At 39.8% G+C, this 19,495-nt stretch carries 21 protein-coding genes, 1 pseudogene and 1 riboswitch; of the genes and pseudogenes, 7 read left to right on the top strand and 15 right to left on the bottom strand.

Annotated elements, in window-relative coordinates:
• Window positions 1–134 precede the first annotated feature (134 nt).
• Window positions 135–257, bottom strand: a complete 123-nt coding sequence (locus G7062_RS11525) for a hypothetical protein (RefSeq protein WP_256370771.1) — start codon at window positions 255–257, stop codon at window positions 135–137.
• Between the two features lie 394 nt (window positions 258–651).
• Complete coding sequence (locus G7062_RS02645) at window positions 652–1,104, bottom strand: hypothetical protein (RefSeq protein WP_166064377.1); 453 nt, start codon at window positions 1,102–1,104, stop codon at window positions 652–654.
• 181 nt (window positions 1,105–1,285) lie between these two features.
• Between G7062_RS02645 and G7062_RS02640 the strand changes: the two genes are divergently transcribed.
• From G7062_RS02640 to yajC, 3 genes are read left to right on the top strand one after another with little or no spacing between them, the layout of a single operon-like run.
• The gene (locus G7062_RS02640) at window positions 1,286–2,461 is read left to right on the top strand and encodes an SIS domain-containing protein (RefSeq protein ID WP_166064376.1); all 1,176 of its coding nucleotides are present in this window, start codon (window positions 1,286–1,288) and stop codon (window positions 2,459–2,461) included.
• Window positions 2,461–2,895: a PTS galactosamine/N-acetylgalactosamine transporter subunit IIA gene (gene agaF, locus G7062_RS02635; RefSeq protein ID WP_166064375.1), complete on the top strand. Its 435-nt coding sequence runs from the start codon at window positions 2,461–2,463 to the stop codon at window positions 2,893–2,895. Before G7062_RS02640 ends, agaF begins: the two co-directional genes overlap by 1 nt.
• 20 nt (window positions 2,896–2,915) lie before the next feature.
• Window positions 2,916–3,206: a preprotein translocase subunit YajC gene (gene yajC / locus G7062_RS02630; protein WP_166064374.1), complete on the top strand. Its 291-nt coding sequence runs from the start codon at window positions 2,916–2,918 to the stop codon at window positions 3,204–3,206.
• Between the two features lie 36 nt (window positions 3,207–3,242).
• Here the strand turns inward: yajC and G7062_RS02625 are convergent, their stop codons facing one another.
• Window positions 3,243–4,433 carry a helix-turn-helix domain-containing protein gene (locus tag G7062_RS02625; protein ID WP_166064373.1) on the bottom strand — a complete coding sequence of 397 codons (1,191 nt, stop codon included), beginning with the start codon at window positions 4,431–4,433 and terminating at the stop codon, window positions 3,243–3,245.
• A 186-nt stretch (window positions 4,434–4,619) separates the two neighbouring features.
• On the opposite strand from G7062_RS02625, the gene agaV reads away from it, so the two are divergent.
• Genes agaV through G7062_RS02610 form a run of 3 tightly spaced genes read left to right on the top strand, consistent with a single transcriptional unit; the run spans window position 4,620 to window position 6,846 of the window.
• Window positions 4,620–5,096, top strand: a complete 477-nt coding sequence (gene agaV, locus G7062_RS02620) for a PTS N-acetylgalactosamine transporter subunit IIB (protein ID WP_166064372.1) — start codon at window positions 4,620–4,622, stop codon at window positions 5,094–5,096.
• Window positions 5,097–5,117: 21 nt separating this feature from the next.
• The gene (locus tag G7062_RS02615) at window positions 5,118–5,927 is read left to right on the top strand and encodes a PTS sugar transporter subunit IIC (protein WP_166064371.1); all 810 of its coding nucleotides are present in this window, start codon (window positions 5,118–5,120) and stop codon (window positions 5,925–5,927) included.
• Window positions 5,917–6,846, top strand: coding sequence for a PTS system mannose/fructose/sorbose family transporter subunit IID (locus G7062_RS02610; protein ID WP_166064370.1), 930 nt, complete (start codon window positions 5,917–5,919; stop codon window positions 6,844–6,846). The genes G7062_RS02615 and G7062_RS02610 overlap by 11 nt, the downstream gene beginning before the upstream one ends.
• Window positions 6,847–7,016: 170 nt before the next feature.
• Here G7062_RS02610 and G7062_RS02605 read toward each other — a convergent pair whose 3' ends face one another.
• The 11 genes and pseudogenes from G7062_RS02605 to G7062_RS02550 form a co-directional block, all read right to left on the bottom strand.
• On the bottom strand, window positions 7,017–8,318 hold the full coding sequence (locus G7062_RS02605; protein WP_166064369.1) for a class II D-tagatose-bisphosphate aldolase, non-catalytic subunit: 1,302 nt from the start codon (window positions 8,316–8,318) through the stop codon (window positions 7,017–7,019).
• Between the two features lie 185 nt (window positions 8,319–8,503).
• Window positions 8,504–9,862, bottom strand: coding sequence for an NCS2 family permease (locus G7062_RS02600; RefSeq protein ID WP_166064368.1), 1,359 nt, complete (start codon window positions 9,860–9,862; stop codon window positions 8,504–8,506).
• 64 nt (window positions 9,863–9,926) lie between these two features.
• Window positions 9,927–10,029, bottom strand: a riboswitch (purine riboswitch).
• Window positions 10,030–10,120: 91 nt separating this feature from the next.
• Window positions 10,121–10,384 carry a TfoX/Sxy family DNA transformation protein gene (locus tag G7062_RS02595; protein WP_166064367.1) on the bottom strand — a complete coding sequence of 88 codons (264 nt, stop codon included), beginning with the start codon at window positions 10,382–10,384 and terminating at the stop codon, window positions 10,121–10,123.
• A 1-nt stretch (window position 10,385) separates the two neighbouring features.
• Window positions 10,386–10,808, bottom strand: coding sequence for a GNAT family N-acetyltransferase (locus tag G7062_RS02590; protein WP_166064366.1), 423 nt, complete (start codon window positions 10,806–10,808; stop codon window positions 10,386–10,388).
• Entirely contained in the window at window positions 10,805–11,140 is a 336-nt protein-coding gene (locus G7062_RS02585) for a RidA family protein (RefSeq protein ID WP_166064365.1), read from the bottom strand. The genes G7062_RS02590 and G7062_RS02585 overlap by 4 nt, the downstream gene beginning before the upstream one ends.
• On the bottom strand, window positions 11,137–12,438 hold the full coding sequence (locus tag G7062_RS02580) for a CCA tRNA nucleotidyltransferase (protein ID WP_166064364.1): 1,302 nt from the start codon (window positions 12,436–12,438) through the stop codon (window positions 11,137–11,139). Before G7062_RS02580 ends, G7062_RS02585 begins: the two co-directional genes overlap by 4 nt.
• Window positions 12,419–13,186, bottom strand: a complete 768-nt coding sequence (locus G7062_RS02575) for a nucleotidyltransferase domain-containing protein (RefSeq protein ID WP_166064363.1) — start codon at window positions 13,184–13,186, stop codon at window positions 12,419–12,421. Before G7062_RS02575 ends, G7062_RS02580 begins: the two co-directional genes overlap by 20 nt.
• A gap of 41 nt (window positions 13,187–13,227) precedes the next feature.
• A complete protein-coding gene (locus G7062_RS02570) occupies window positions 13,228–13,638 on the bottom strand; it encodes a GNAT family N-acetyltransferase (protein ID WP_166064362.1) in 411 nt (136 codons plus the stop codon).
• A gap of 65 nt (window positions 13,639–13,703) precedes the next feature.
• The gene (locus G7062_RS02565) at window positions 13,704–14,615 is read right to left on the bottom strand and encodes a DUF3137 domain-containing protein (protein WP_166064361.1); all 912 of its coding nucleotides are present in this window, start codon (window positions 14,613–14,615) and stop codon (window positions 13,704–13,706) included.
• A gap of 110 nt (window positions 14,616–14,725) precedes the next feature.
• Window positions 14,726–15,363: pseudogene (locus tag G7062_RS02560) on the bottom strand (PIG-L deacetylase family protein).
• A gap of 86 nt (window positions 15,364–15,449) precedes the next feature.
• Entirely contained in the window at window positions 15,450–16,733 is a 1,284-nt protein-coding gene (locus G7062_RS02550) for a PTS sugar transporter subunit IIC (protein WP_166064359.1), read from the bottom strand.
• Window positions 16,734–16,852: 119 nt separating this feature from the next.
• Here G7062_RS02550 and G7062_RS02545 point away from each other — a divergent pair, with 119 nt between their 5' ends.
• Complete coding sequence (locus tag G7062_RS02545; protein ID WP_166064358.1) at window positions 16,853–17,608, top strand: MurR/RpiR family transcriptional regulator; 756 nt, start codon at window positions 16,853–16,855, stop codon at window positions 17,606–17,608.
• Between the two features lie 54 nt (window positions 17,609–17,662).
• On the opposite strand, the gene G7062_RS02540 is transcribed toward G7062_RS02545, so the two are convergent.
• The gene (locus G7062_RS02540) at window positions 17,663–19,447 is read right to left on the bottom strand and encodes a SpaA isopeptide-forming pilin-related protein (RefSeq protein ID WP_166064357.1); all 1,785 of its coding nucleotides are present in this window, start codon (window positions 19,445–19,447) and stop codon (window positions 17,663–17,665) included.
• Between the last annotated feature and the right edge of the window lie 48 nt (window positions 19,448–19,495).

Raw genomic sequence — 19,495 nt, 5'->3', positions numbered from 1 at the left:
TACATTTTCAGTCTAAAGGTTTTCTGTCAAGAATGATTTGCATAAATCAATACTGCACTTACACAATTCATTGAATGTTGACAATTCTTAAATAATGCACACAAAAGAAAAAGGCACGGATTGTGCCCATTGAATTACTCATTATTCTCACTGTTTGATTGTAGAATATGTTCAATCTTGCAGAATTTTCTTAACATCAATTTTGTCAAAATGAGTGAAATTGCAAATGAAAATATACCGACAATCATTTCTTTCATGAGTGAACTCCTTATTAGCGTTTGATGAAAATCAGTTTTTTCTAAGGGATAAAGTATCGCTGCAGCGATGTAAATAATAATAGCTTCTTTGATTATTATATTTTTTGATATTGATCTCTTTTTCTGACGCATTTTATCTTCTCACAGGGCGTATCTGTTGCCCTCTAGAAATCATTAATAGTACCACCTTCGACATCTTTATTGCTACTCCTTCCATGATTGAAATTTTTTTCATAGTTTTCTCCTTTAGGGTGCAGATTGCACAATCTGGGGAAATCAGATATTACTCCTCTCTATCTTAATTTCCTTTCAATCTGCCCTCCTACAGTTAAGTATGAGCATCATAAAAACATTCCTAAAAAAAGATGTCATGTGACATCTCTTGGAAATCTATCTATGCATTTTTAGTAAAAAGTTTGGTGACGTATGTGATGCCAACACCCAAGGTTCCTGCACCGATGGCTAAAAGTAAAATCTTTTGTGTATCAGGATGGGGTTCTCCCAGGGCATAGTAGATAAGACCAATACCCAAAGCGAGGTAAAGTAAACAATTCATGATTGTTGCTTGTTTGTTGATCTCTTTCTTCGTAACCGTTTCTGTTGGAATAACTGTCAATGACTTTAAGAATCGTGAACGGTATACATATTCTGTGAATACGACTGTTACGAGAGCAAAGAAGAGTGTTGGCCATAAACCAAAGATAAAACCTTCGAGCAATACACAAACTGCCAGTATAATGGCATACCGATTTTGATAGACACCAAGTAAGGTTTCTTTGGATTTTGGAACACGGTATGTCTTTTTGTTAATGAAATCTACAAATGTCTTCTCTTGGGTCTTTTTCATGATTTCTCTCCTTATACGATTCTCTTATTAACTCTATTGTATCGCATATTCAATTTCACTTACAGTCCCCTATTTGTCTTTTTCGGTACACTTTTTGCACCTTTAACCAATTCGGTTGAGGACCCCCAAATCTCTACCTATAATGATAATGAGGAAGAAACTAGAAACGGAGAACATATAAATGTTTAATCAAGACAAAGCTCACTGGGAATCACTTACCGCTTTCCATACAGCCAATGAAATATCGCAACAACCAACGACATGGGGTAAGACATTCGAAATTATAAAAGAAAAACGCGCAGAAATTAAAGCGTTTATCGAACAAGTTACAGGAAATAAAGAGTACGATGTTATCTTTACAGGAGCAGGAACCTCTGAATTCGTCGGTAATTCACTTGCACCCGTGCTTGTTAAAAATATTAATTCAAACTTTAAATCAATCGCAACAACAAACATTGTTGTAACACCTGAATTGTACATCGATCCAAAGAAACCTACATTGCTTGTTTCATTCGGTCGTTCTGGAAACTCTCCAGAATCAATCGCAGCAGTTGATGTTGCATCGATTGTAAACCCAAATACAAAGCACCTTATTATTACATGCAACCACGAAGGAAAACTTGCTTTACGCGAAGATGACCACACCTATGCAATTAAGTTACCTAAAGAAACAAATGACCAATCATTTGCGATGACAAGTAGTTTCTCAAACATGTTCTTAGCAGCATACTTGGCATTCAATATTGATACTTTGGATACACACGCAGATGCTATTGCAGAACTTATCCGCGTAGGTAGCGAATTCAATACAAGCGACTATAAAGTAATTGAAAAGCTTGTTAATGATTTTAAATTTGAACGTATCGTTTACTTGGGTGACGCTGACCTTAATGGGTTTGCACAAGAGAGTGCACTTAAAATGTTGGAACTTACGGCAGGTGAAGTTGTTACAATGCATAATTCACCGCTTGGATTCCGTCATGGGCCAAAATCAATTGTTAACTCAAAAACACTAACTGTTATCTATATGAAAGAATCAGACTATGTACGTAAGTACCAAATTGATCTTATCAAAGAGATGAGTGGACAACGTGATGGCAACCAAATTATGGTTGTTGACTTAAAACAAGACGATTCCATCGCAGCACTTGTTGATGTCTACCACGTGATTAACTATAATAAGAGTGTAAACACTGATTTCGTTGGTTTAAACATGGTGATGTATGCACAAGCAATGTCACTTTATAAATCCATCGATTTAGGTAAGACTCCCGACAACCCATGGCCATCAGGTCTTGTAAACCGTGTTGTTCAAGGTGTCATTATCTACCCATACTCATACAAGGAGGCAAAGTAATGATTGGAATTATTGTAACAGGTCACGGTAACTTCGGAGAAGGACTTACATCCGCAGTTGAATTGATTGCAGGAAAACAAGAACAATACGAAGTTGTCACATTCTTACAAGAAAAGACACCCGAACAATTGGGTCTTGACTTGCGTGCAGCGATTGCGAATGTTGATAAAGGCGACGGCGTCATTATCTTCACAGACTTAAAAGGTGGAACACCCTTTAAGGAAGCAGCAATGATCACAACACAAATTGACAATATTGAAGTTCTTACAGGAACAAACTTAGCAATGCTCTTGGAAGCAAGCTTGATGCGTATGGGAGATGTTGAAGTTATACCATTCACACGCTCACTCGCCGAAACAGGGGCTTCTCAAGTAGACTTCTTCAGCTTAGAAGAAGTTGACACAAATGATGATTTTGATGGAGACGGAATCTAGTCTCAGAAAGGACACTTAATATGACACCACTATCAGTAGTACTCTATACATGTCTTACCGTTGGATTCTTAGTAGCGATCTTTGCGATTATCTATTATGTCACAACTGCTCGTAACATTAAGAAACAACGCGAAAGAATGCCAGAACTATTCAATGACTTGAAGCCTGGTATGCGTATCGTCTTTGCTGGAGGACTGATTGGGACTCTGGTAAACAAAGATAGCGATAATATCTTTGCTAAGGTGAAACTCAATGACAACACCGTCGTTGAAGTTGCCGTCTATAGTATTTCAAACATCATTGATAAGTAACACAAAGCTCCGCGGGTTCAATTGCGGAGCTTATTTTTATATATCGGCATTGGTATCTTTGTATATGGATTGTGAGAACTCACTGGGAGCAAGCCCGTATCTTTTTTTGAATTTGCGTGAGAAATAGTGAATTGAACTGAATCCAAGTTTTAATGCAATTTCAGTAATTGGATACTTTTCTTCTAGAATCATATGCTGTGCTTTCGACATCTTTAATTCATTGATGTACTGCTTTGGTGGCATGTTCAAGTTCTTCTTAAACAAACCCTGAAGTGTTGAGCGACTGATTGAGAACTGATCACAAATGTCCTCAACTGATATGGGTTCAAAGATATTACGTTGAATATAATTATTAATCTCATTCATCAACTCATTCTCAAAGTTTGCTTGAATGGGATTGGAAAGACTGTGTTGATCATTCTTAGGACTATCATACTGAATTAGGTGGATGATAATTTCCTGTAAGTAAGAAACCATCAGATCACGTGCATAGGGCACATTCTGCTCTTCCATTATAGTAGAATGACGAATAAACTTATCGGTCAATTGATACAATTCGGTCGTACAATCAAAAACCTTATTCTTCATGTGCTGCACGTCTGCAGAGCGAATGTTCATATCAAACATAATGGTTAGGTAGGACGCTGTTTTTTCACCAATAACGTATTGCTTATGAAATTGTCCCGGAAAGTACAACATCATTTGTTGACTGCTTAAAGTATATTCTTGACCATCAATCTCAGTCACAAGTTCCCCTGTGTCAACATACGTAAGTTCCCAATTATAGTGAGACTCCCCATGAAAGTAGTAATCTTTCCCTTTTACATTATAGTAGTATGAATAAATATCAGTGACTGAGAACTTGGGACGGATGGGTTCATAGTTAAGTTCATCTTCAAATTCAATACGGCTTTGCTTCACAGCTTTCTTTGACTGGACTGACACCTCAATAACTGCACTTTGCGTTAAGGGAATGACAGTAAATGGTGTATTTTTGTTTAGAATTGGTGCACGATGAATTACAAATTGTTCGCGACTTCCAAACTCCTCTTGCAATACAAGGATGGCAATTCCTTCGAGAACTTCAATTCTTACTTTCGCATCATACACATCCAAATGTGTTGGGTTTTTCCCTTCAAAATAAGTTCGTTGTGAGAGATATCGGGAAGGTTCTTCCGCAATACTTCCATATTTCAGAAACTGCGGACTGGTTGTTTTTAGGTACATAACGAATCCTCCTTTTTATAATTGTATCATATTCAAGATTGTCATTTTTCACAACCACTTTTGCTTCCATTACGCAAAAGTGCAAATATCGTGTAAAATAATGCAAATCATTATGATTTCTATTGCGATATTATAATAATGTAAGAGCGCTTACATCTCTTATAGTTCAGAAAGGAGAGAACTCGTATGCCAAATATTGTATTAACACGAATTGATAATCGTTTGATTCATGGACAAGTCGCTACTCAATGGTCAGGGGTCGTTGGAGCAAACTTACTGTTAGTTGCAAATGATGAGGTCGCTGGCAATAAAATGCGTCAGGGATTAATGGACATGGCCGCTCCAGGTTATGCTCAAACTCGTTATTGGACAATCCAAAAAACAATCGAAACAATTCACAAGGCATCTGATCGTCAAATGATTTTTATCATTTGTGAAACACCAGAAGACGTACTAAAACTTGTTGAAGGTGGAGTACCCATCAAAAAGGTAAATATTGGTAATATGCACATGGCGGAAGGAAAACGCCAGGTCGCTACCTCTGTTGCTGTTGATGACAAAGATGTCGCAGCGTTCAAAAAACTCAGAGATCTCGGAGTCGAATTAGAAATTCGTCGTGTTCCGCAAAATGCTTCTGAGGACATTGAAAAGCTCTTCAAATAATATATAGGAGGAATGAATCACATGGATTTTACAATCATTCAGATTATCCTAGTTATGATCGTGACATTTATTGCCGCGATTGACCAGTTTAGTTTCTTAGAATCACTGTACCAACCAATCGTACTCTGTACTGTTGTTGGAGCAATTCTAGGCGCACCTGGTACAGGGATGATCGTCGGGGGAACCTACCAATTGATTTCAATCGGTAGTATGCCTGTAGGTGGAGCTCAACCACCTAACGTCATTATCGGTGGTATTATGGCTACTGTATTTGCTGTCTCATCAAATATGGCTCCTAATACTGCTGTTGGATTAGCAGTTCCATTTGCTTTACTTGGACAATATGCTGTTACATTGACATTTACTTTAATGTCACCAATCATGGCTGTTGCTGACAAACATGCAAAAAATGCTAACCCTAAAGGTATTGCACAAATCAACTACTTATCAATGGCTATTCTTGGCTCATTGTTCGCAGTTATCATCTTAGTTGGAATGTTATCAGGACAACTTATCGGTGATCAACTTGCAAAAGCATCCTATAACCTTAGCTGGTTAATGGCTGGACTTGATGTTGCTGGTGGTATGATGAAATATGTTGGTTTCGGTATCTTAATGAAAATTATGTTATCGGGAGAACTATGGGGCTTCTACTTCCTTGGATTCGCATTTGCAACAATTGTAAATATGGTTCCAGGACTTGGTGGAGCAGCACTCTTAATTCTTTCAATGATCGGTGGCGCAATTGCCATTTACGATTTCCAAATGAATACAAAAATGTCCGGCTTAACGGGCGGTAACTTCGGTGGAGGTGATGAAGATGGAATCTAACGTAACACATTACAAAGACCTGACTCCAGCCAAACCACTGGATAAGAAAACATTAAACAAAATGGTATGGCGTTCCCTCTTCTTGCAAGCATCATTTAACTATGAGCGTATGCAAGCAGCAGGATGGCTATACGGTATCTTACCTGGACTTGAAAAGATCCATACAAACAAAGAAGACTTGGCTGCCTCAATGGGTCATAACCTTGAATTCTTTAACACTCACCCATTCTTAGTAACATTCGTTATGGGTATCGTATTAAACCTAGAACAACAAAAAGCTGATATCCCAACAATCCGTGCGGTACGTGTTGCTGCCATGGGTCCATTAGGCGGTATTGGTGATGCGTTATTCTGGATGACATTAGTTCCTATCACAGCTGGTATTACCGCTAATATGGCGATTAACGAGCAAATCATGGGACCTATTCTATTCTTAGTAATTTTCAACGTTGTACAATTCGTACTTCGCTTCTGGCTGATGAATATGTCATACAAACTTGGAGCAAGCGCTATTGATGTCTTTACTAAAAATGCTAAAGAGTTCACACGTGCTGCAGGTATCTTAGGGGTATTTATCGTTGGTGCGATGACATCAATCTTCGGTGGTACAGCAATCCGTATCTCATTTGTTAACGGTAGTTTGGTAACAAACATCCAACAAACACTTGATGGTATCTTACCTAAGTTAGTTCCATTAGCATTAACACTCTTGATGTACTTCTTACTCAAGAAACGCAACTGGTCACCAACAAAATGTATCGTATTACTCTTAGTAATCGGTATCTTCGGTACTGCAACAGGTATCTTAGCTGGTGATTCAAAAGCAACAAACCCTGAAACAGGGGAAGCAATTCCAGGTGGTTATAACCCATTGCTCAAATGGTATGACTACGCAACGGAAGCACCTAAAGCTGAATAAGTAAGACAAAGCTCTCCTTTCTAAACGTATACACAAAAGGCTCGTCTGGGGACGGGCCTTTTTCTTGTCTAATTTTCAATCTCTATTTCTCAATTATATATTGTAGATTTGAATGTAAAATAGATAAAAGAGTCAAGCTTATCGTTAAGATAGACTTGACTCCCTAAAGTTTACTTCTCTAAATTTTGAACATTCGTTGCATATTGGTAATCATCGAGATACAGTTTGACATAATCTTTGATTAAGTCGAGTGGACTGTTTTTAATGATACCTTCTTTAATGCGACGGTATTGGTATGGCATGTATTGTGAGAGCATGGTCATTGGAATTGGTGTTGCTGTTAAGTTTTCAACCAATGTATTAATGCTTTCTTGGACCTCTGGAATTGGCAAGTAGTAACGTGCACGGTCTGAGTAGCTGTACTTACGTTTAATCCATAGTTCTGCTGGAGTACCATGGTAGTGTTTTTGCCAATTGCCTGGGTGTTCTAACATCGTATCTTCGAGCACTTGAATGAAGTGTGATGGACGTTCACAAATTTGATCTTCAATGTGTGAGAGTGCAAAGAGTGCTTCGCGTAGGGCGAATGTCAATGCAGGTCCGACTTTAAGAATTGTGATTCCATCTTCAACCATCTCTTTTAAATGTTCTGGTGTTTGATAGTCTGTTGAGTGTCCTTCAAATACGAATGAATCAAACTCATTCTTTAATGTATCGGTCAGTTCTTTTGCATTCGCACGGTTGTATTGGAACAAGTCCTCATCTCCAAACTCAACACCCGGTTGAACAACAATACCAATTACGGAGTCAAATACTTTCTCAACATCATGTGCTGCGAATACTTCTTTGAATACGCGGTATGTTTCTTTGAAGTCAGCTGGGCTTGTAACTGCCAGTGTTTCTTCTTTTTCTTGTGCGCCACCTGGGATTGGAACTTCACTACCAATAATGAATGCTGGGAAGATTGCTTCTGGATCCTCAGCAAGCAGTGCATCGTATGCCTCCAAGCATGCCTTTGCCATCATCGCAGAACGACGGGCAATGGTCTCATTGGATAATGCTTCGTTTGTGCTGTCATCAGCCACGCGCATTGATGTGTCCAAGTGGATTTTTGTGAATCCTGAACGAACATAATCATAAACAAGTTGTACTGCATTCTTCATGGCTTCGTCTTCATTTAAGTCTGTCCATGTTAGCGGTCCTAAGTGGTCTCCACCTAAGATAATGCGTTTCTTGTCATAACCTACTTTATCAGCAAGTTCAAATACAAAGTTCTTGAAGTCAATTGGCTTCATCCCTGTATAACCACCAAATTGGTTAACTTGGTTTGCTGTTGCTTCAATAACGACGGGTGAATTGTGCTCTTTCGCAAATTCAAGTGTTGCTTCGATAACAAGATCATTGGCTGTACATGCCGAATAGACACCGACAGGACGCTTGTTATTTAGTAAAAATAATGGATTTTTTTTCATAATCTCACCTCTCAATGACATATTATCACAAGATATTGCGGGACTCTTTAGGGTAATGTTCACGATTGTTGTACTTTTCGACAAACAATTGAAAAACACTACCGAACTTGCCAATCACTAATACTTTAAAAATGAAAAGAATACCGTCACAGTGGCGGTATTCTTTCGAAAGTAATTTTACAATTCTACAGCGCTTCAATGACGAAGTTTATAATAAACAATAAACTTGAAACGATAACGATTGGATGAATGTCTTTGAATTTCCCTGTTGCAACTTTTACGAGTACATATGAGATAAATCCAAATGCAAGTCCGTTGGATACACTGTATGTTAAGACTGTCATCACAACCGTGAAGAATGCTGGAATTGCTTCTTCGAAGTCAACCCAGTTAACATCAGCAAATGATGCACTCATGAGAATCCCAACAATAATTAATGCTGGTGCTGTGGCAGCACTTGGTATCAATCCAACAATTGGAGCAATAAGAATACTTAAGAGGAACAAGATTGCGGTGACAACCGATGTAAGTCCGGTACGTCCACCCGCTTCGATACCCGCTGAACTCTCTACAAATGTAGTTGTGTTTGATGTTCCGAAGACTGCTCCTACGGATGTAGCAATCGCATCTGCGAACATTGCTTTATCCATTTTTGATGAGAACCCTTTACCATTTTCAAGTGCAAGTTCATCTTCAGCTGTAAAGATTCCTGAACGACGTCCTGTTCCGATAAATGTACCAATTGTATCAAATGTATCCGTGAGACTGAATGCAAAGACAATTGGGAAGATTGTAGCGAGTGAATGGTTCTTGAAGAGACTTACAATACCTTCACCGCTAAAGATAACGCCAAAGATTGATTTGAAATCACTGAATACTTCACCATAGCTTGTTGCTTGACCTACACCAGATACATCAACAACACCCATAAGGATACCGATGACTGTAGTTGCAACAATACCAATTAAAATAGCACCTTTAACTTTGCGTAACATTAATACTAACATGATCACAAGTCCGATCATTGCCAGGATAATATTTTTATCGCTAAACGGTGCCAATGCAGGAACGCCTGCTGAGAAATCTAAGAAATTAATATTTAATAAACCAATGTAAGCTATAAATAGTCCAATACCAGCCCCAATTGCTTGTTGTAGCGTTTCTGGTATGGCTTTAATAATGTGTTTACGAACACGTGTAACCGTAATAAGGATGTTGATAACACCACAAATAAATACAAGACCCAACGCCTCGTAGGGTGTGAAACCTCCAATTAAAACAACAGTATATGTAAAGAACGCATTCAATCCCATTCCCGGTGCTTGTGCATAAGGAACGTTCGCAAATAACCCCATAACCATTGTCCCCACAACAGCAGCAAGAATCGTTGCAATATAAACACCATTGACTGGCAATCCTGCTTGCGCTAAGATTTGCGGATTGACAAACAAAATGTAGGCCATTGTGAAGAAGGTTGTTACCCCTGCCAACACCTCCGTACCTACAGTCGTGTTATTTTCTTTTAGCTTAAAGAATTTTTCCATGTTTTCTCCTCTCCTTCAGCTTTTCATTGATTAAAAAACCAAATAAAAAAGATCGAGGGAAAACGATCTAGTGTTTTCACCACGATTGTCGACACATTTACGGTGTGTCGGTAGATACTACCCAACCTTATTATGGGTATTAAATTCGGCTTTGTTAATACTCTTACAGTATAGGGGGCATGGGGTTGCGGTGTCAAGGGGAATCGAACACACAGTGTACCTTTGTAAAAAAACACCCGAGATGGGTGCTCTTAGAAGTTATCGATACATTTCATCATAAAAGGATTTGAGTTCTGCTTTTGTATTGGCAGACAATTGGTTAAATGGAATACCCTCAATTGCACCTTGCAATACCTGCAGATGGACAAGACACACATTGGGAAAGTGTTGTTTCAGTTGGATGAATACATCATGCACACCACGTGAGCGAAATGTTTCAACATCGCTGACACCGATGGTATTTAGTTTTTGTTCAATCTCAGGTCCAATGTTTATAAGAGCGCTTAATTGTTTCGTGTTCATACTAATCACGTCTCAGTGACATGAGTACATAGTTTTGACTCTCATGTTCTTCTTTTCTAACCCACCCCATCTTTTCGTAAGCTGTGAGGGCATTGTGGTTACTGCTTACGCATTTAAGACTCAAATCCATGTCTAAGTCGCTTTGAACTGTTTGAATCAGTTGACGCCCAATTCCCTGCCCCTGATGGTCTGTCGCAATAAACAGGAGGTGGACAAATCCTTCCGGTTCAAAGACACTGATAAACCCTACAATGCTATCGTCAATGATGGCCACTGTAATCACTTCATCCACGGTATCCTTTACAAAATCATGGCGAGACATTGTTTCCGTGTCTTGCCAGTGAAATGATTCCAAGCGCACATCTTGATAAAGTTGGGCGAGTTCACCATGATCATTGATACCTACTTTACGAATCGTAATCATAATTGCGCAACCGCATCAATCTCCACTTTAAACTGGGCATCGACAAGACCAGCAACAATTACCAAACTCATGGTAGGCTGTGTGTCGCGTAAAAAGTGCGACAATCTTTCTCTAAGCAGTGGTAAATCGTCACGGTGGGTCAGATAAATATTCATATTTACAAGATGATGAACATCCAGATTGTGAGACTTTAAAATCATGGCAATCTTATTGATAACGATGTCTATTTGATCCGCAAAGGAAAGTGGGGTAATACCATCTTCTTGCGGTGTTTGTCCAGAAATAAACAGGAGTTCTCCTTGGACAGCAATACTGTTTCGATACAATGTCATGCATTGACCTCTCTTCCTACACGCTGACTTATTGTTAGGAAGTGGCGTGTTACATAAGCTTCTAAATCTTCTTTTGTGTTCTTTACGTCTTCATTGATTGTGGCGTCAAGGAGTACCTTTAAGATTTCTCCATGACGAGGACCTGGTTCGATTCCCAAGCGAATCAAATCACGACCTCCAATTTTTAAATCTTTAATGTGAAGGGCATCGTTATCCGATAGAATTGTTGCTGCAATCTCACGGTATGTTTGATACACCGTTTCATTGTTACGATACTGGGGACTCTGACCCAAATTATCAGCACGTTTGAGGTCGATCAATTCATCAAAACGCTCAACTCCGATTTTATTCAATACTTTACGAACTGACTTTTTCTGAGGTTGAATGATATTATCGTGGTAAAGGACCAACTCCTTTACAGCTGACCATGTCTTATGGTCATATTTCAGACGTCGCATGACTGCATCAACGATGTCAGCGCTGTAGAGTTCGTGTTTGTAGAAGTGGCCAATGCCATTGATATCTTGTGTAAAGGCTTTTGGTTTACCTGCGTCGTGAAAGAATGCTGCAAGCCGTTGAATGGGTTGTGGTTTGGTATGTGCAATGACACGTAAGGTATGTTCGTAGACATCATACATGTGATGCGGGTTGAATTGTTCAAAATCAAACATCGGTTCAATCTCAGGTATAATGACGGCAACAATATCACGGTATGTTCGTAATACCGCTTCGACATGTTCACCACAGAGAATTTGTGTGAACTCACTCTGGATGCGCTCTTTGGCAACCGCATCAAGCAATGATTTAAGATTGTGCATTGCTTGCTTGGTTTTGGGTTCGACCGTGAATCCATAGGTCGATGCAAATCGCATCGCTCGCAAAATACGTAACGGGTCTTCTTTGAAGCGTTGAACGGGATCGTTGATGCAACGGATAATCCCATTATCAAGATCTGATATTCCACCAACAGTATCAAGAATTCCGTCATCATACGCAAGACCATTTATTGTAAAGTCGCGTAATTGTACATCTTCAGAAATCGACTGCGCACCGTTGCGGAAAGATGTTATCTCGTAAGGGACACCATCAATTACCACTGTCACTGTATCGTGCTTTAACCCTGTTTCAATAATCGCATATTCTTTAAATACATGCATGATTTCAGTGAGATTTGCATTGGTAGTGATGTCAATATCGTGAATACTCTTTTTCAAATAGAAATCACGAACTGCACCTCCCACCACATAGGCATCATAACCCTTATCTTTTAAAATGCGATTAACGATCGGCGTTTTCATAAACAACCTCCTGAAAGAGTGCATCTAACGGTTGGTACGATTGACTTTCGCACGTATATTTATCAATATCACGTAAAACAGTCTCGCGATAGACCTCAAGGGTTTGATCCAATGCACGAACACGCGCCATTACAGTTGTTACGTTTGTCTTCTTTAATTCGATAAGTTTCGTGACCTGCTGAGTTATCGGTTCGTCATCAATGAGTTTAAGAAGCTCATGCATCGATACTGGAGGAACTGTTCCTGTTTTATGAATGGCATAGGCTGCCAAGGTCGCACGAATTGTATAAAGGTAACGTTTGATTTCAATTTCAGTTTCCTGTGTCGAGTGATGACTTAAGTTTGATGCTGCCATACTCAGATAATGATGTTGTGCATTCTTGGGATTAAAGTAGGTATTCGCCATTTTTTTCATGGTTTCGTGAGTCTTTGAAGTTGCGTAAACTATCGGTGAGTAAATCCATTCTAGTAGGGACGGATTGGATTTGCGCATGAGAAAGAGCGCTTTTCGTAAATCCCACCCATGATAATCAATGCCATCTGTTTCTTCAATGTCGATGACCGATTCCTCTGGTAATATTTTGAGATAGTTCTCAGAGGCTTGAACATAAACAAAACGCAAGTCGTAATCACTCTTGTCCCCTTCAAAACCCCACGCACGACTCCCTGATTCGACAGCAAAAAGCACACGGATGTTTCGTGATGCTTCAAGGTTGCTTATTGCTTTTTGTATTGCTTCAGAATTCATGGTTTACCTCCATTATGGAAAAGCCTTCGTTGAACGAAGACTTAAAGATACATTACGAAATAGTGAGTATTCAAACCCTTTGCAGGTACATTTTCAAGAATGGCATATTCTTGAAATCCCAAATGCTCGTAGAACTTGGGTCCTTGGTAATCAAGGGTTGAGACGGTAATTGAAGTACAACCATTTTCCTTCGCAAATGCAATGGCCGCACTCACAAGTTCGGAACCAATTCCCTGACCACGATAGGCTTCGTCCACGCCCAGCAACTTAATATGCAGACGTTCATAGAAGATACTCCCTGTTATACCACCAACATACTTATCATCCTTACGATATGCAAGTGAGAGTGGTTTCGGTGTTCCTACCGCGACACAGGAATGCAATTCACTGTGTTTATCGAGAAGCACTTTCAGTAAGAGTTCGTTTGTTTCTTGGGCTATTTTTTGAATCATGAATACCACTCCTTTTCATAATAATACTATGTTTTAAGACAGAGTTGTTGAGTTTCACCCATTTTTTAAGTTTGCGATCGGGGTAAAAAGAGATCATTGGTTAAGTCAAGATCATCAATCACAATCTTTATGATGTCGATGTCTTGTTGCAAACTTTGCTTGAATGATTCATCCAATTCAGAAAATGCATTGGGCTCAAAGGAATCCCGTTTGTTGTTGATTGCCAGGTAAAGCAGTGCCCCATCAATTACCATGCAGGCGCGGCCATCAAATTTTTGGTGAAGCGCCTTGTAGCGATTCATAAAGTGCGGTGTAAATACATAGAAGGTTTCGTGCTCATTTGATGTTGTTACATCAAAGAGTTCATTAAACTCACCATCATCCATTTTTACGCGATTCTTCTTGAAGAATCCTAAGGCTGTCCAGAAATTCTTGTCGCTGACACGAACATACTCGCTGATAACTTTATTAAAATCAAAGGAATAAACTTGACCTTTAAATACTGTGGACGTCGTTGTGTGACCTTCTGAATCGGTACTTTCCGATTCTGTCTTTACATCCGTTCGCGTAAACTGAATACCATTATGGCTCCCACACAGATAGTCGTTTACATATTGATTATCGGCTGTATCAACGAGTCGGCGTGATCGCAGTGTTTCTATACTGATGCCACCATGTTCTGAAAACGTCACATCATCGAAGGTCGGCATGAAAACTGTATCGAGGATAATTCTTTTTACCTTAGAGACATAGTTGCGTTTTCTACCACCATAAATAGACTCGTTAACAAAAAGGACGATAGCGATGACGATCACCCATACAAACCAACTCCCAAACTGTACATTTTGAGCTTGTATCTGCATTGCAACGATCGCCACTATCACTGTAATTTCAATTGCCAAGGTAACCATTCGCGTACGGACTACTGATTTGCGCTCCGTAGCAACTGCTTCATTCACTTTCTTTAAATCTAACATGTTACGTCCTCCATTGTTTTAAGTATAAAGAAATCTCGAGTTCAAAAGCAATGGTCTGTAGCAAAAGTCCGTTTCACGTTATCAACAATTAAAAAACCGTCGTTGGACGGTTAGAAGGTCACTCCTTTTGGAAAGGCAAAGCAGTGAGTATGAACATGACCCAATAATTTTACGCGTTCTGCTCTTTCAAATGGCGTTGTATCCGCAATGACACCGTAGTACATTTCGAGCATGCCAAGGAAGGACGCATCAATTTGTGACTGATGGGCTTGAATGGCTTGGATCTTGCGATCGTATTGTAATGTGACATCTACAATTTCATTATCCGTATCCGTGAAGTACTGACCCAGGATTGTTGCACTGTAAGCATCGTCATGACGTGTATTTTCATGATATGGAAAATACGGTTGATTGACACGCATGAACGCCTCCATTACAGCACGACCAGCACGCAAGTGTGCAGGGTGAATTTCATTAGGAAGCGCAGGGTCAACAGAGATAATAGTCTGTACTTGCAGTTTTCGCATAACACCAACAATGGCTTCGCATATTTCTTCGACAGTTCCAGGATTCTGATTGTTGAAACCCAAATTGCCAAGATAGGTTACTCCCAAAATATCAGAAGCATGTTGCGCTTCATGATGACGGATTTCCGCAAGTTCTTCGGGACTGTATACATCACTCCCCCATCCCCTTTTGTTACCGTCAACGAATATACGGGAATTCCTTTGTCGACAAGTTTTGCCATCATCCCACCAGCACCGATTTCATTGTCGTCAGGGTGTGGTTGGATAAAGAGTGCCGATGTAATGTCATCAAATTTCGGTGTATTCATCATACGTTTTCCTCCAATAGATATTCTTGTTTATCTGCAAAGCGACCGAATGGGTAGTAGATAATTGTATCCACCACAAACATGACCGCTTGAATTAAAATTCCATTGACCCCCATTTGTAGGAACCCATCAACAAAGATTGGGGTTCCCGTAGGAAGTTGCATTAAAGCCGGTGGCGATACAAAGTTAATTTTAATAGCCACAAAGAGTATCAATGCATTTACAATTGGTACCACCATAAACGGAATGAACATGGTTGGGTTCAAGACAATTGGGAACCCAAAGATAACAGGCTCATTAATCCCGAAAATCGATGGAACAACAGAAAGTCGCGTCAGTGTTTTGTAGCGTTGACTCTTTGCGCGTACCATCGCGACAAGCAATGGCAAGGTCGATCCAATACCTCCTAAGGCAATAACAGAAATAAATCCCAGGGAAAAGGTATTGGGTATCGCAGCACCTTGTGCCAATGCAGTCATATTCTCTGTTGTTGCTGGCATAAGAATGCTAAGAAGTACGGGTCCCATAATCATCGTCCCATGCATTCCAAACAACCAGAACAAGTGCATGAGTAGTAAGAGTAAGATCATTGAGAATAGATTGTTTGATAATGCACCCAAAGGTAGCAATACAATTCCGTAAATGACTTGGTGAAGGTTTTCAAACGGTGTAAGGGCAAGAACGTAGTTCAAGACAAGTCCCAGAATGGTAAGTAAAAATACTGGAATCAATGCTGAGAATGATTTTGCTACGGTTGGTGGAACACCATCTGGCATACGGATAATCCACCCTTTGCGAATTACAAACGCATAAACGTTTACAACAATCGCTGCGACTAAGATTGCAGAAAACAGCCCTGTTCCCCCAAACCAATCAAATGTGAACACAGGAATATCCACAGCACCCGTAAGTCCAGATACAAGTTCTGTAGGTGTAATTGGTGTTATCACAAAGAACATGAACAATCCAAATACACCAACCATTACCGCATCATCGCGATGCCCCTTGTTGATGGCGTATTGATACGTTATTGCGAACACTGCATACAACGCCATTAGATTTGTCGTTATTTGCGGAATTATGGCAATCACCGGTCCAATACCTGTCGCAGCTAAGAACCCTTGATATGCATCAACATTCAGTCCAACTAAAAGTGAAAACAAAGCACCCACAATAATAATTGGTAAAATCATATTAAAACCATTACTGATTGCGCTTAATAATTTGTGACTCGCAATCCGGGTTGCCCACGGTGCGACATGTTTTTCCATAAATTGCATCATAAGAATCATCTCCTTGTGCCCATTATATACCGAGATATGTTTTGTAACATCAAAACAGAAATATGTTATGATTATTGTAATATGTAACATCTACGTCACAAAACGTAACAGGAGATCTTATGCTATTTCTTAAAACAGTTCCCGACCTCTCGGAATTAGAATTTGATATTTATAATACAGTAATTCAATATGCTGAATCCATTCAATTTATGTCAGTCCGCGATCTCGCTGAAGCAGCCCATGTATCCAGTGCTGCAATTATGCGTTTTTGTAAGAAGTTTGAGTGCTCGGGTTTCTCTGAGTTTAAATTTCGTTTCACGGACTTTATCGCCAACGCATCCAAACCCATCGGCGTTGTAACGCCCACGGATGAAATGACGCTCATCAACTTTCTTGCCAACACCACACAAACTCCCTTCCAAGAGAAACTAACGCAAGCTATTGAGCTATTGAAAGATAAAGAGTTAATCCTTTTCGCAGGAAATGGCGCCTCCAAAGTCACCGCCCAATACGGTTCTCATTATTTCTCGTCTTTCTTCTCGATGGCACTTGTTATCGAAGAAACCATGAACTACCCTGTGAACCACTTTCCCAAGGAGATTAACGATAAAATTGCGATTATTGCCTGCTCAGTTTCTGGTGAAACCGGTCAAATCATCGAGTTCTTGCGCCGCTACCACACATCGAAAACAACCATTATATCCATCACAAACTCTTCAAATTCAACCATTGCACGCTTATCCGACGTAAACTTTCCGTATTATATCAATCAAGAACGTACTGAATATGCCGATACAACTTCACAAGTCCCCGCACTGTACATTCTTGAAGTCCTTGCGAAAGCATTGAGCAACGAGCGCAGCCGTAAATACTAATATTCGCATAAAAACGCACCACAATCGTGGTGCGTTCTTTGTAAATTCATTCATTTATTTTTCGTATTTGCGGTAACGTTGGACAAGAACCAAACCAAGTCCCAGTGCTAGTACGCTTAATCCACCTACAATTAGAACGTTGTTAACGCCTGTGCTTGGAAGCTTTGGACTAACAGGGGTCGGTACTTCTGGACTCGCTGGTGTTGGCACTTCAATCTCTGGTACAACAACTGTCGGTGGGACAATCTTTGTATTTTCAACGGTAATCGTCTCCAAGACAACGCCATCAACCACTGTAACATTCTTGATATAACCACGTGATGTATACCCTGTTGGCGCTTGTGTTTCAACGAGTTTATACGTTCCAGCAACAACATCTTCCAACATACTGTGGCCTTGGTCATCGGTAATTGGGAATGTATAGATTACAGTATCATCGGCATCTTGCAAGACAAATTCTGCGCCGGCAAGGCCTTCTTGATTGTGACTTGCTACCTTGTGAATCGATACAGGGTTTTGAACTGGTACCCGTTTAAAGTTTTTTACAATTACTTCAAAGGGCGTTCCTTCTACTATGGTTGCATCGATAACAAATGGATCGAATGGCGTTTCATCAAGCATATAACCATCGGGTGCTTGTGTTTCAACCAAACGATAGGTTCCAAATGTCATTAAATCGACTTGTAATCCATTGACACTTTCAACATCAAGATTTGAACGGTACAGACTCCATGTTTGGGATGTTGGATTGTACTTTTCAATGTTGAAACGTGCGCCTATTAGGGCAGCATTCGTATCTCCATCTACTTTTAAGATGACAATGCTACGTGTTTCACCAGCAATGGCACCCCCACCACTATAAACAACGGAGGTCATATCGCGAACATCACTTCCCAATTGGGTTGCGGAGAACTCGACTTTGTTGTCGTAAGTGTCTTGCTCTTCTGTAATTTTTGTTTTATAGCGAACACGCACGCCATCTCTTTTTTGTTCATGAACTTCTGAAGAAATTGCGGGTCCTCCATTGAGTTTTCCATCATAATATACCGTACCGATATCAATGGTGAAGCCACCATTTCCATCAAATTCCGGTGTGACATCCAAGGGTTCATACATTACGACATCCCCAACATAATAGGAGGCAATTGATATCTCAAAGGAATCGGTATCAATTTCTTGACCACCCAGGTGTTGATCACGAATCACAAGATTCTCTAAGTCTTGGAATGCTGTGATATAGATACTCCAGCCAACATTACTTTTATCTGCAGTCAATTGACCACCTTTCCAAGCATAAGCAATTTCTGGTTCGCCATCCGGATTGGGTGGTACGATTTCAACTTCGAAATTTCCCAACCCTTCAAAATAGATTGGATATTTTTCTTGCGATGTAATTTGTGTACGGTCTGTTTGTGTAAGCAAACGCATCGCACCTTTGATGTTTGAATTGTTTACAAGGAAGTCACTGTCCGTGAAGGTCATTGTCATATTCAAGGTTCCCGGCTCACGTGTGATTCTTGCAATCAACTCACTGCCACTGTAGATATCTAATGATTCCACAGTCTTCGCAGGATCAAAAATACTTGGCAACACAAATGTCGTTATTTTATTTTGGTAGTTAATGGCATCATCAAGTTCAAATTTGAACTCAATAATTAGTGTGTCAACGGCAGAAATAATTGTTTCTGAACCGATGATCTCAGTTGTTGAATCACGCTTCACTTCAAGTTGTACGTCTTTGATAATGTCCAGTGAATCGTACGATTCCGCTGCCTTAAGGGTTGTAAATGCGGTTATGGTTAGGAGTAGTGCAAGTAGTAGTGTTTTTAGTCGTTTCATTGTACTTCCTCAACTTTCTTAGAAAGTATAGTATGGAAGAACACTAAA

The organism is Erysipelothrix sp. HDW6C, assembly GCF_011299615.1.
GTDB lineage: Bacteria > Bacillota_I > Bacilli_A > Erysipelotrichales > Erysipelotrichaceae > Erysipelothrix.
Note: the sequence above shows the minus strand (reverse complement) of the source record. Positions and strands in the feature narration are given on the sequence as shown.

Excerpts from the sequence above, each read along its gene's own strand:
- G7062_RS11525 (WP_256370771.1), bottom strand. The coding sequence starts at position 257 with ATGAAAGAAATGATTGTCGGTATATTTTCATTTGCAATTTCACTCATT.
- G7062_RS02645 (WP_166064377.1), bottom strand. The coding sequence starts at position 1,104 with ATGAAAAAGACCCAAGAGAAGACATTTGTAGATTTCATTAACAAAAAG.
- G7062_RS02640 (WP_166064376.1), top strand. The coding sequence starts at position 1,286 with ATGTTTAATCAAGACAAAGCTCACTGGGAATCACTTACCGCTTTCCAT.
- agaF (WP_166064375.1), top strand. The coding sequence starts at position 2,461 with ATGATTGGAATTATTGTAACAGGTCACGGTAACTTCGGAGAAGGACTT.
- yajC (WP_166064374.1), top strand. The coding sequence starts at position 2,916 with ATGACACCACTATCAGTAGTACTCTATACATGTCTTACCGTTGGATTC.
- G7062_RS02625 (WP_166064373.1), bottom strand. The coding sequence starts at position 4,433 with ATGTACCTAAAAACAACCAGTCCGCAGTTTCTGAAATATGGAAGTATT.
- agaV (WP_166064372.1), top strand. The coding sequence starts at position 4,620 with ATGCCAAATATTGTATTAACACGAATTGATAATCGTTTGATTCATGGA.
- G7062_RS02615 (WP_166064371.1), top strand. The coding sequence starts at position 5,118 with ATGGATTTTACAATCATTCAGATTATCCTAGTTATGATCGTGACATTT.
- G7062_RS02610 (WP_166064370.1), top strand. The coding sequence starts at position 5,917 with ATGGAATCTAACGTAACACATTACAAAGACCTGACTCCAGCCAAACCA.
- G7062_RS02605 (WP_166064369.1), bottom strand. The coding sequence starts at position 8,318 with ATGAAAAAAAATCCATTATTTTTACTAAATAACAAGCGTCCTGTCGGT.
- G7062_RS02600 (WP_166064368.1), bottom strand. The coding sequence starts at position 9,862 with ATGGAAAAATTCTTTAAGCTAAAAGAAAATAACACGACTGTAGGTACG.
- G7062_RS02595 (WP_166064367.1), bottom strand. The coding sequence starts at position 10,384 with ATGAACACGAAACAATTAAGCGCTCTTATAAACATTGGACCTGAGATT.
- G7062_RS02590 (WP_166064366.1), bottom strand. The coding sequence starts at position 10,808 with ATGATTACGATTCGTAAAGTAGGTATCAATGATCATGGTGAACTCGCC.
- G7062_RS02585 (WP_166064365.1), bottom strand. The coding sequence starts at position 11,140 with ATGACATTGTATCGAAACAGTATTGCTGTCCAAGGAGAACTCCTGTTT.
- G7062_RS02580 (WP_166064364.1), bottom strand. The coding sequence starts at position 12,438 with ATGAAAACGCCGATCGTTAATCGCATTTTAAAAGATAAGGGTTATGAT.
- G7062_RS02575 (WP_166064363.1), bottom strand. The coding sequence starts at position 13,186 with ATGAATTCTGAAGCAATACAAAAAGCAATAAGCAACCTTGAAGCATCA.
- G7062_RS02570 (WP_166064362.1), bottom strand. The coding sequence starts at position 13,638 with ATGATTCAAAAAATAGCCCAAGAAACAAACGAACTCTTACTGAAAGTG.
- G7062_RS02565 (WP_166064361.1), bottom strand. The coding sequence starts at position 14,615 with ATGTTAGATTTAAAGAAAGTGAATGAAGCAGTTGCTACGGAGCGCAAA.
- G7062_RS02550 (WP_166064359.1), bottom strand. The coding sequence starts at position 16,733 with ATGATGCAATTTATGGAAAAACATGTCGCACCGTGGGCAACCCGGATT.
- G7062_RS02545 (WP_166064358.1), top strand. The coding sequence starts at position 16,853 with ATGCTATTTCTTAAAACAGTTCCCGACCTCTCGGAATTAGAATTTGAT.
- G7062_RS02540 (WP_166064357.1), bottom strand. The coding sequence starts at position 19,447 with ATGAAACGACTAAAAACACTACTACTTGCACTACTCCTAACCATAACC.